This window comes from Methanosarcina sp. DH1 (assembly GCF_020804205.1).
Taxonomy (GTDB): domain Archaea; phylum Halobacteriota; class Methanosarcinia; order Methanosarcinales; family Methanosarcinaceae; genus Methanosarcina; species Methanosarcina vacuolata.
This window is the reverse complement of the sequence record NZ_WJBJ01000033.1, coordinates 58,462-69,729: the sequence shown is the minus strand read 5'-3', so window position 1 is coordinate 69,729 and position 11,268 is coordinate 58,462. Positions and strand designations below refer to the sequence as shown.

The window sequence follows — 11,268 nt, the reverse complement described above, 5'->3', positions numbered from 1 at the left end:
GCTTTTATGTGGAAAAGAAAAAACGTACTGCTTTAATGAGGAAGCATTTGATCTAATGAAAACGTTTAATGTTTCCCAAAGATGGATAGAAAAGCTCTCTTCTTTAAAAAACAAAATATTCAGTGACGAGGAAATGCGTCGAAAACTGGATTGTATTTTTTTGCATGGTAGAAAAACTACTAAGAAGAAAGTTCTTGAAGCCGGTGCAATTGCGGCATATCATCAGATGACAAACATACCTGTGGTTACCACACTTTTGAGTGATGATGCACGTCAATTCAGGCAAATTGCATATCATCATGCTCTTTGCTGGATTCATGATGGTAGAAACTACAAGAAATTGAGGCCAGTAGTTCCTTATCATAGAGAAAAGCTGGAAGCTTTTCTGGACAGGTACTGGGACTTTTATGGTGAGCTTTGTAAGTTTAGAATAAAACCAGATTCAGAGGTAGCGGAGCAATTATCCATTAAGTTTGATCAGTTGTTTTCTACCAAAACAGGATATGAACAGCTGGATGAAAGAATCGCTAAGACGAAAGAGAACAAGGAACAGTTGTTAAAGGTACTGATTTTGCCAGAGATTCCGCTGCATAACAATGCAGCGGAACTGGCAGCAAGAGCAAAGGTCAGAAAAAGAGATGTGAGCCTTCAAACCATAACAGAGGAAGGAACAAAAGCAAATGATACATTTATGACGATTATTCAGACAGCAAAGAAACTGGGGGTAAGTGCATATCAGTACATATGCGATAGAGTCAGCAGTATATGTGAGATGCCATCTTTAGCTCAAATCATCAGAGAAAAAGCTCAGTGAGTGGAAATTGAGGGGTTTCCACTCAATTTGAAGAGGATACGTAATAATCAATTGAGTTCGCTGCCGCCAGAAATCGCAGAACTCAAAAACCTTGTTAGACTTAACTTGTCTAGAAATGAGCTGACCTCGTTGCCTTCTGAAATTACGGAGTTGAAAAACCTTACTCAACTTGACATATCTAGAAATAAACTGACTTCGCTGCCTTCTGAAATTTCAAAGTTAAAAAATCTTAAAAAATTAAATATTTCTGGTCGTAAACTGCTTTTTGTGAGTCCTAAAATACTTAATTTGAAAAAAAGTACTCAATTCAAATTCAACACTTCTTCCAATCAACTAACCTCATTGCCTTCTGAAATATCAGAGTTAAAAAATCTTACTATACTTGACGTGTCTGGAAATAAACTGACTTCGCTGCCTTCTGAAATTTCAAAGTTAAAAAACCTTGCTAGACTTAACGTGTCTAGAAATAAACTGACTTCATTGCTTTCTGAAATCTCAGAGTTGAAAAGCCTCACTCAACTCGACATGTCTGGAAATATATTGACTTCATTGCCGTCTGAAATTTCAAAGTTAAAAAGTCTTACTCAACTTAACATATCTTCTAATCAATTGAGTTCGCTGCCGCCAGAAATCGCACAACTACAAAATCTTACGATACTTTTCATACATAATAATCAATTGAGTTCGCTGCCGCCAGAAATCGCACAACTACAAAATCTTAAGGAACTTTACATATCTTGGAATCAATTGAGTTCGCTGCCACCAGAAATCGCACAACTCAAAAATTTTAAGGAGTTTTACATATCTAATAATCAATTGAGTTTGCTGCCGCCAGAAATCGTAGAACTCAAAAATCTTACGACACTTGACATATCTTATAATCAATTGAGTTCGCTGCCGCCAGAAATTTTAGAATTAGGTATAGATATTGAGTGGGAAGATAATTCGGCAGAAAAAGGAATATTCTTAAAAGGAAATCCTCTTGAAAATCCTCCAATAGAGATTGTAAAACAGGGTCGTGAGGCAGTTATCAATTATTTTAAGTCATTGGAAGGTGAAAAGAAACCGTTAAATGAAGTTAAAGTTTTGCTGGTAGGAGATGGAGAGGCGGGAAAAACCTCACTGGTGAAGAGAATTTTTGGGGAAGAAGTTGACGGTAATGAGTCACAAACTCAGGGAATCAATATCAGGAAGTTGGCAATAAATAATGGAGATCGAGAAATCAAGGCTAATTTCTGGGATTTTGGTGGGCAAGAAATCATGCACGCCACTCACCAGTTCTTTTTGTCAAAAAGGAGTCTTTACATTCTGGTGTTGGATGGAAGAAAAGATGAGAAGCCTGAATACTGGCTTAAACTCATAGAATATTTCGGTGGAGATTCCCCTGTTTTAGTTGTGATCAATAAAATAGATCAAAATCCAGCTTTTGAACTAAACAGAAAGTTCCTGCGAGAAAAATATCCTTCAATAAAGGGATTTTACAGGCTATCCTGCAAATCGGGAGAAGGAATAGAAGATTTCATAAAAATTCTTAAAGATGAGTTGAAGACAGTTAAACATCTTGAAATTAAGTGGCCTATAAGCTGGTTTAATGTAAAGAGTAGGCTTGAAGAAATATGTCCAGGCTATCTTTCAAATATTGAAAATAAAAATTCTTGTGAGCACTTCAATTTCATCGAGTATAAAGAATATAAAAAAATATGTGAAGATGAAGGGGTCAAGAGCGAATCAGAGCAAGGCACTCTTGTTGATTTTCTTCATGACTTAGGTGTAATACTTCACTTTAAAGAGATACCACTCTTGAATACACATGTCTTAGAACCTGAATGGGTAACTAATGCTGTATATAAAATTGTCAATTCGAAAGAAATTGTTGATTTTAGGGGAGTCCTGAAGCTTGAAATGCTTCCTAAAATCTTAAAGCAAAGCACTGAAAAGGATTTTTATTATCCTCCTTATGAATACGGGTTTCTTATCAGTTTGATGAAGAAATTTGAACTCTCATATGATCTTGACGATAGTACTGTACTGCTCCCTGCCTCACTGGAAATTCAGGAGCCGAATTTTGAATTTGACCAGGAAGGAACTTTGAAGTTTGTAATTGACTATGATTTCCTTCCTCCTTCCGTAATGCCACGTTTCATCGTGAAGATGAGCAGGGATATAAAAGACGATCTTCGCTGGCGGACTGGTGTAGTTCTTGAAGATAAAGGTTTCAAATCTACTGCTGTAATTAAAGCAGATAATGAAGCAAAGAGGATCAGCATTTATGTAAATGGAAAGCAAAAAAGAGATTATTTCGCTGTTATCCTTCAAAAATTCCGTGAAATAAACAATAGTTTCGAAAAGCTAAAAGCAACAGAAAAAATCCCACTGCCTGATGAACCTGAAGTAACTGTAGGTTATGAGCATTTAATCAAATTGGAGTTGAGGGGAATTGAAACTTACATTCCAGATGGCTCTGATAATGAATATTATGTAAGCGAGTTACTGGGAACAGTCATCAATGGAAATGGCTTAATGGAAATCCTGAAGGAAATTCTACAAAAAACAGAAATGAATGAAAAAGAAATCTTGAAGATATTTCAAAATATACAAAACATTGAATCGGAATCAAATGTAGAAGGTTCTCTACTGGAAAAGATCAATAGAAGTATTACGCTAAATCCCAACGTTTGTGGTGTAGGGCCAAACATTAACGAAATGATAAAATTATATTTGGAAAGAAAAAAGCGACGGCCCTAATATTTCTTAGATTTCACTTCCCCGCATCCTCTATCTCAAACTTTACATTCCTTTTCTTAAGCTCTTTTATAATTTCTTCCATAAACACTCCGGGCCCCGGTGCATGCTTGTGGTGAAATTCCTTGACTTTGCCTGGTTCTCCGCCAACACTGGTAATTTCCACGCCGCATGAAGGGCTTTTCGGGACGCCGAGAATTTTTATTTTTACGCCGCCGGCTGCAAGGTCTTCGAGCAGGTCTGCAAAATGGGTAAAAATTTCTCTGCAAAAGCGCCTGTAGGCAGGATGGTCAAGCTGGTCTTTAGTAATTTCCCGTCGCTTCATTCCGAAAAACATTGCTTCCGGGCAGGGGAGCTGGATAACGTTTGCGCCCCGCGTATCAATAGGCTGGACTGGTTTTACTCCTTTTACTCTTGCAAGGGGGTTGAGCAGGCAGTGGCCTATGACCAGGACTTCTTCGGTTTCGCCGCCGTCAGAGGGTTTTTCAGAAACGTGGGAGCACTCGTAATTTTCCAGCTTTTTCATATCCTCACCTGTATTTTGCTTAATAACGTTTTTTTCTCATTTTCGGGCTCTTTTACAGCTTTAAAAATAGTAATCTTAAGGATATCTGCTTCTATGCGTTCAAAAAGCAATAATAAGAGGTGAATATTAATTTAAAATTATTTCTTCACCTCTTAAGTACTGCTACAGTTTCATCCTCGACCCTGTCACGATTTAATCCTGCCTAGACTCAATCCTGTCAAGAGTAACTTTGAAACTCTCCAGATTATCACTTTCTTCTAAGCAGGTATACTCCGGTAAGCCCGATTATCCCGTAAATCATTTCGAAGCCCGGAATACCTTTACTTTCTTCTTCAGAAGTTTGCTCAGCACCTGTTGTTTCATTTCCGGTATTGTTTCCAGTATTATTACTGAGGTTTTCAGTATTGGGTTCAGCCTGTGTTATATTTACGGCTTCCTCTGTTGTTGCCTTACCGGTTATTGCAAAGAATGAGAACACCTGGGGCTGTGCCGTGAAATACAGGTATTGGTCGTCTTCTTTTAGCAGGGTTACTGGCAGTTGTGACCATTTCTTGTCACTGTAGCTATTGAGCATGATTGAATTCTGGTCGGTCTTCTTATCCTGCAGCCAGGACTTTTCAACCTTGAAGCATAGTTCAGGGTTTTCAATGTTCTTTGAGGTAGCAAATCCTGAGTTTCCGACCCAGAGGTTGAAGTACTTATATACCTCACCCGAGTCCAGTTCTGAAACCAGAGTGGATTTTCCTTTGAGCTGTTCGGCAATGGCTGTAATCTTACCTGCATTCTTCTTTGCATCAAAGCTGACATATACAACACAGGTTGCGTTCTTTTCGAAATCAAACATTACAGGCTTTCCGTTTAAAACCTGTGCCTGTGAAAGTTCCTTGACTTCAACGTTAGTTTGAGGTTCAGGGGAACCACCGCCGCCACCGCTACTTCCACTGCTGTGGCTGCTTCCACTACTGCCATCTGAACTGTCATCTGAATTATCATCTGAACTGCCATCTGAATTATCATCTGAACTGTTGTCTGAAACGCCATCAGAACTGCTGCTATTATCTACAATTTCCTCTGGAGGCTCTGTTACGTTTTCGGAAGAATTGGTTGTTGAGTTATTTGATGCAGGAGGTAGCTCAGGCGTTGACGAATTCGCCCTTGTAAGAGCTGCATAGTCTATCTCACTATCGCTAAGTTTGACTGTCTCTTCTGCTATACCGTCTCCGTTTTCGTCATAATGCGTTTGAGAAAAGCCTGTCCCATTAGGTTTGGCCCAATAGTTTCCTGCAATATAGGGGCCGTCTATAATGTTTTTCCCTGTTGATCTGGTAGTGTTCCAGACGTTAGGGTAACCATAATCGTTATCAAAAATGACATTTACTGTGTTATTGAAATAATTGTTATAGATTTTGCTACTAGCATCTGCTTTATCATAAATCCCACATTTATTGTTAAAACTTATAGTATTGCCGGCAATATCAGCGCGACCTTCGTACAGCAGGGATATACCCTGATCATTTTCTGTAATTGTGTTATTTTCAATTTGTGAATTCCCTGAATCTCCCACAATGACTCCTGTTCCACAGTTTGAAATCCTGTTGTTTTTAACAGTGGCACCGTAATAACATTCCCCAACAAAAACTCCGGACTCACAATTTGAAATTTCATTATCATTTATAGTAAAAGTAGAGTACAGATTTGTGTCAATGCCTGTATGATAATTCAGGATTTTATTTTTTTCAATTACGCAGTTAGAGAACTGAGCGAGATTTATTCCATAAGAAGTATCAGTACCTTTTAGGGTAAAACCTTTAATAGTTATCTCCTGCGCATCACCTGTGAGGTAAAAACCATCTCCTTGAATTGTCGTGTCTTCAGGATTACCTGACTGGGACATAATAACCATGTCGTATGTACTGAGAGTAACATTCTCATAATAAATACCAGGTTCTACAATTATGGTATCTCCATGCGTTGCATTATCCACAGCTGCCTGTATTGATTCTCCGTTGTGTACTGTTATGTTAGCTGCAGCACCTATTCCAGATCCTGTTATAAATATAAAAAGTGATAATAATAATGCAATAAAACGATTTTTCATTTCCTACATCTCCAATTTAAGATCATTTTATTATTTTTGATATATAAGGTATATTATAACGTACACATTTGAGTTTAATAAATTTATATGTCTCAAAAAATCGCAAAATAAGAGTTTTAATTGGAAACTGGAATATATTATAAATTACTTAAAAATTATTATCCTGACAAAGAAAAAAAATTAACTAAAAGGAAGTTTAAAAAAATAGAGGTTGACTCACGTAGGATTCCAGTTTGATGAGTAGGAGATTTAGGGTATTTAGGGTATTTAGGATATTAGCATGAAAATGTTGCCATCTGCAAGCACTTTCATTGGTGTGCATGTTATTCGAAGAATATCATGTGCGTTCAGAAGAACAGACAGATTAACTATAGTATTAAACTGACTTTCACCTGGCTTTCACCTGGCTTTCACCTGGCCTTTCTCTGGCCTTCACCTGGCTTTCACCTGGCTTTCACCTGGCCTTTCTCTGGCCTTCTCCTGGCTTTCATCTGGCTTTCACCTGGCTTTCACCTGGCCTTCAACTGCTATCACCTTTGTACCGAAAATAAGAGATTATATATTTATCTTCTGCATATGTATTCAAAAATGGTATATGTGAGCCTGCATACCAGCTATACTTTTGCAATCTCTTAGGGTATGTTTGCAAGAGAAATGCAGGAGCACTGCCCTTATAAGTGGAAGGTTACAGCACATGTATGAAGATTTTGGGACAATACTTAACAGAGGATTTTACAGCTGGTTTAGAAATTTAAACATCTGTATTCCATTCATCCTTAATTTTCTGATTAATATGGTTATTTATGTTCTTTTCTTTGGCTTGATGGGCATTTTGCTCTTTACCTCAAATACAGGAAGTATTATCGATCCTGCAACCCTTTCCAACAAGGAAATTTTTTCAATATTATGGAATGGTTTTTCTGAGAACCTCGGTTTGTCCTTGTTTTTGATTTTCGTGTTTTTCTTGTTTGCGTTGCTCGTGCAGTCCTTCTTCACAGCAGGAGCAATAGGGATGGCAAAAAAGGCCTCTGAAACAGGTGATACCGGGATCTTTGATATGCTGGCTTCGAGTTCAAAAAACACCGTCAGACTTTTCCTTGCAGTCCTGTTGATTAACCTGCTTCTGCTTGTAGGAATCATATTTATAGTGCCCGGTGCCTTTGCAATAGGGGACCTGAATACGTTTATTCAAAATCCGGAAGCCTCGGTAAACGGCATGTTAGCGCTAGGTATAGGATTCATTCTCTGGATCGCTTATATTATATTTCTCAATCTCGTACTTTCCCTCAGCAGTTATGCCCTTGTGATTGACGATCTTGGACCCCTTGAGGCTTTAGGTGAAGGTTTTCGTTTCTTCACGAATAATAAGCTGGACGTTTTCCTGATCTGGATAATCACTATAGGACTAGCTCTAATCGATGGATATGTCAACGAATTTGTAGACACGGGAAACATCCTGTTTACAGCAATTACATCTCTGGTTCCAATTGCTATTCTGCAGCCTCTCACAGCTGTCCTGTGGACACGCCTCTACCTTACCAGAAAAGGAAGAAAGCTCTATGACCCTTCAGATCTGCTCTCCGACCCGGATAGCTTCTGAAAATTAGTTTTTGAAAGGTCTTTTCTAGAGGTGTGTTTCTCGAAGATCTTTCTGAAAGGTCTTTTCTAGAGGTTTGGTTCTTGAAGATCTTTCTGAAAGGTCTTTTCTAGAGGTTTGTTTCTTGAAGATCTTTCTGAAAGATCAATTTTGAAGAATAATTTCTGAAAGATCAATTTTGAAGAATAATTTCTGAAAGATCAATTTTGAAAGGTTAATTCTGAGAAGCTATTGAAAAGTTAGTTCTGAGAGGCTGTGGCTTTTATTTTTATTTTTGGCTATTCGTCATTCCCTATGGATAAGATGATTTTTAATTCGAAGCCGCATTGGCTTTTATGAAGACATTGCGAGGATAACCACACAAAACAACGAAGAGCCTTATTTTTGTATATTTCTGCTTTTGTTTTCTATTTTTAAGCTCGGCCGAGCAATTTGCAGGCCTGGCATACATCTTCAGTACAGGTCTCCCCACAAATCCTGCATTTTCCAATTTTTGCGGGCGGCATTTCCTTAATAAGTGCTCCTACAAGCTTGTCAAAGCCTCTTAGCAGGGAATATTTGGTTCCAGGGTGCTTTGCCTCAAAGTTGTTCAGAAGCTCCCTTATTTCTCCTCGAAGGGCTTCTCCTGCATATGGGCATTCGCTGAAGTCCACAGGGAGAGAATTTACAAGGGCATAAAGTGCCACTTCTTTCTCAGGGATATTCCTAAGAGGTTTTGCCCTCAAGACCAGGCCTTCGATAGCTGCAGGCGGGGCAAGCCTGGCCATGCGCTCCACATCTCCCCTTAAATGGTTGAGAAGAATCGTCTGGGCTTCATCATCCAGGTTATGCCCTGTGACGAGTTTTGTTGCCCCAATTTCAAGCGCTGTTCTATTAAGAATATTCTTCCTGAGGACGCCGCAGTAGCTGCATGCACCTTTTTCCCGGTCCATTGCAGCCAGCTCGTCCATAGTTACCCCGTGTACTTCTGTGAAGGACTTTATGATATGCCTCACCCCGAGCATCTTCGTGAGGCTTTTTGCAACTTCGAGGGAATGGGGGCGGTATCCTTGTATTCCCTCGTCTACTGAAATTGCAACGATTTCAATGTCCGGCCTGTTACCCAGAATTTTGTGCATTATATAGAGGGCAACCGAGCTGTCCTTACCCCCGCTTAGAGCAACAGCTATTACGTCATTTTTACGGACACTATACTCTTTTCGTATTGTCAGTTTGATTTTCCTTTCAACGTCTTCTACAAAATGTTTCTTGCAAAGGTGCATCCCGGAATATTTCTGAAAAATGATGGCTTCATGATTGCATTTTTTACATTTGATTGTCATTTGAATCCTTTTTTCTGCCAATTGTTTGAAAAATACTCTGAATAGCTGAAACCTGACTGACAAACAGAGATAATTTTTTTATTTCTAATTATTCTGTGCCAGAATTCATTTAGGAAAGGAACCGCTCGTATATATTGCTTTTTATGTATTTTTACGGAAGAGCGTTCTTACAGCTTTTTTGTCTATTTTCGGAATTTTTTCCGCATATTCTCTAATTACTCTCTCTTTTTCGGCTTATTTTCATTCTTTTTTCTGCTCTTCGCTTTCTTTCTTCTTCCCTCTTCTCAAACTTCTTATTCTAGCAACTCCTGGCTGAGAAGGTGGAACAGGCAGTTCACATCCTGATTTCAGGTCACATTCTACTACAATTCCCCGCAGCAGCCGGCCCAGAATATCCGAACCCGTAATAATTCGTTTTTCCTGGTCCCAGTAGAGGATAAGATCCTGATCGATCACATCGTCTTCAGGGTATTGCGGATACACCTTAAACTGCCTGATTACTTTCTCAAGCCTGGTTTTGGGAGATCTCACCACAACCGGGAAGTGGCAGTAAGAAAGCGGAATAAATGGGCCTTTCTTGTAGACTGCATCCCTCAGGAAGCCGTCCGCATCAAGAACCATGACAGGCTCGTCCTGAGGGTTGGTAATGATTACCCATTTTTTCCCGGAGGCTTCTATCTTTTGCAGAAATGGATCAGCTGGTTCTCTTTTGAAAGGAGGAAATACCGGACGGTTATTTTCAACCGGAAGCGAGATTATGCTTCTCTGGTCTATTAGCGAGCCCTCATCGGAAATGCTGACATCGTCTATGGAGAGAAAGTTCAGAGCCCCGATTCCCTCAAAAGTGCCAATATCAGACTTTCCCGACTCAATATGCTTTTCGAGCATAATCCGCATGGACTGTTCCTTGAAGAGTTCAAGTTTCTCCCTGCCTAGCCACCAGTCAAGAATAAGGGCTGTAGGCTTGGCTACCGGATAAAGCAACGTCTGGTAGAACCGGACTACAGGGGTTAGTTTCGCTCCTAGTGACAGAGCATTTCGGGAAAAATAAGCCTGGGGTACGATCTCTCCAAAACTGGTGATCACGAAAGTAGAGAAGAGAAAAGCTGAAGCTCCTGTCAGCACGGAACCTGTAAGCTGTGCAATGAGGACATTCACAGCAATATTTCCCCAGAGCAGTGTCGTAAGCAGGAAGTTCGAGTCCCGCCGGATCTGCAGAATTTTGATAGCTTCTTTGCTGCCTGCTTCGGCCTCTATCTCAAGCCTGAGTCTACCAAGGCTGAAAAGTCCAATTGTCATTCCTGAAAAAATAGCGGACTGCATCAGGCAGAGTATGATTAGTATCCAGGTAATAATTTCATTCATTGTGAGTCTATAACCTCTATGATCTTCATATTGGCATAATTTAGCATAATTTAAGTTTAATCCATAGGTAAATTATAGGTTAATCCATCAACGATTTTCGTACAAGCATAGGTTTAACAACGGCTTAACCTGTCAATTTTTATATATTTAACTGAGTCGCAGCCATCTTCTAAATTTGGCTTTCTGGTTTTGCATTACCTCGGCTTGTTGTAAATTTAGCCTTAAAATATAAACTTAACCTTAAGATCTTACCTCGCCTAAACCATTAATCTATTTTAAACCTTACACGGTTTTAACAGTACTGAAAGAAAATTTTCGGATAATCTTAATTCTAAGTAGTCTTAATTTAATTATTACTCTATTCTAATAGTTTAATTTGTGTTTTCAAATTTATTGTACCCCTTTTTTTTCAAAAGGTTTGATCGAAAATCCCTGGAAACGTTTGGATTTGAAGACCTTATCCCCAAAACCCTATCGGCGTTATCACAACCCTTTTTAAAAAAAGCTTGCCTGCAACCCTTTTCAAAAAAGGCTTGACCGCAACCCTTTTCAAAAAAGGCTTGACCGAAAACCCCAAGAACTGTTTGAGTCTGATAACCTTATCCCTAAACCCTATCGGCGTGATCAACCGGCGCAACGGTTGCTTCAAGACTTTGCTTCAGCGTAATGTTTAATACAAACAAACTGTACTAAATGACCGATTAGTCAGCCATAACAAGGAAAAGTATTAATGACGAAGAGTATCGTCTCTGAAATAATCTATCCTGAGCATAAATCGATTGCGATTTTTCTGACACAAGCCTT

At 39.1% G+C, this 11,268-nt stretch carries 9 protein-coding genes; 3 read left to right on the top strand and 6 right to left on the bottom strand.

Annotated elements, in window-relative coordinates:
* A partial coding sequence (locus FXW07_RS17865) for a transposase (RefSeq protein WP_229396906.1) occupies window positions 1-814 on the top strand: 814 nt, incomplete at its 5' end.
* The gene (locus tag FXW07_RS17860; RefSeq protein ID WP_229396904.1) at window positions 815-3,559 is read left to right on the top strand and encodes a COR domain-containing protein; all 2,745 of its coding nucleotides are present in this window, start codon (window positions 815-817) and stop codon (window positions 3,557-3,559) included.
* 13 nt (window positions 3,560-3,572) lie between these two features.
* Here FXW07_RS17860 and FXW07_RS17855 read toward each other — a convergent pair whose 3' ends face one another.
* The 3 genes from FXW07_RS17855 to FXW07_RS17845 form a co-directional block, all read right to left on the bottom strand.
* Window positions 3,573-4,082: a hypothetical protein gene (locus FXW07_RS17855; RefSeq protein ID WP_229396902.1), complete on the bottom strand. Its 510-nt coding sequence runs from the start codon at window positions 4,080-4,082 to the stop codon at window positions 3,573-3,575.
* 247 nt (window positions 4,083-4,329) lie between these two features.
* Window positions 4,330-6,180, bottom strand: coding sequence for a PGF-pre-PGF domain-containing protein (locus FXW07_RS17850; RefSeq protein ID WP_229396901.1), 1,851 nt, complete (start codon window positions 6,178-6,180; stop codon window positions 4,330-4,332).
* Window positions 6,181-6,981: 801 nt separating this feature from the next.
* Window positions 6,982-7,176, bottom strand: a complete 195-nt coding sequence (locus tag FXW07_RS17845; protein ID WP_229396899.1) for a hypothetical protein — start codon at window positions 7,174-7,176, stop codon at window positions 6,982-6,984.
* A 16-nt stretch (window positions 7,177-7,192) separates the two neighbouring features.
* Here FXW07_RS17845 and FXW07_RS17840 point away from each other — a divergent pair, with 16 nt between their 5' ends.
* On the top strand, window positions 7,193-7,780 hold the full coding sequence (locus FXW07_RS17840; RefSeq protein ID WP_229396897.1) for a hypothetical protein: 588 nt from the start codon (window positions 7,193-7,195) through the stop codon (window positions 7,778-7,780).
* 410 nt (window positions 7,781-8,190) lie between these two features.
* On the opposite strand, the gene FXW07_RS17835 is transcribed toward FXW07_RS17840, so the two are convergent.
* The 3 genes from FXW07_RS17835 to FXW07_RS17825 form a co-directional block, all read right to left on the bottom strand.
* The gene (locus FXW07_RS17835) at window positions 8,191-9,099 is read right to left on the bottom strand and encodes a TIGR00269 family protein (protein ID WP_229396895.1); all 909 of its coding nucleotides are present in this window, start codon (window positions 9,097-9,099) and stop codon (window positions 8,191-8,193) included.
* A 240-nt stretch (window positions 9,100-9,339) separates the two neighbouring features.
* Window positions 9,340-10,464 carry a CNNM domain-containing protein gene (locus tag FXW07_RS17830; RefSeq protein ID WP_048121398.1) on the bottom strand — a complete coding sequence of 375 codons (1,125 nt, stop codon included), beginning with the start codon at window positions 10,462-10,464 and terminating at the stop codon, window positions 9,340-9,342.
* Window positions 10,465-10,921: 457 nt separating this feature from the next.
* Window positions 10,922-11,113, bottom strand: a complete 192-nt coding sequence (locus FXW07_RS17825; protein WP_229396893.1) for a hypothetical protein — start codon at window positions 11,111-11,113, stop codon at window positions 10,922-10,924.
* Window positions 11,114-11,268 lie beyond the last annotated feature (155 nt).

Bases quoted from the DNA above. Each gene is read 5' to 3' on its own strand.
- FXW07_RS17835 (WP_229396895.1), bottom strand. From the start codon at position 9,099: ATGACAATCAAATGTAAAAAATGCAATCATGAAGCCATCATTTTTCAG.
- FXW07_RS17855 (WP_229396902.1), bottom strand. From the start codon at position 4,082: ATGAAAAAGCTGGAAAATTACGAGTGCTCCCACGTTTCTGAAAAACCC.
- FXW07_RS17850 (WP_229396901.1), bottom strand. From the start codon at position 6,180: ATGAAAAATCGTTTTATTGCATTATTATTATCACTTTTTATATTTATA.
- FXW07_RS17840 (WP_229396897.1), top strand. From the start codon at position 7,193: ATGGCAAAAAAGGCCTCTGAAACAGGTGATACCGGGATCTTTGATATG.
- FXW07_RS17830 (WP_048121398.1), bottom strand. From the start codon at position 10,464: ATGAATGAAATTATTACCTGGATACTAATCATACTCTGCCTGATGCAG.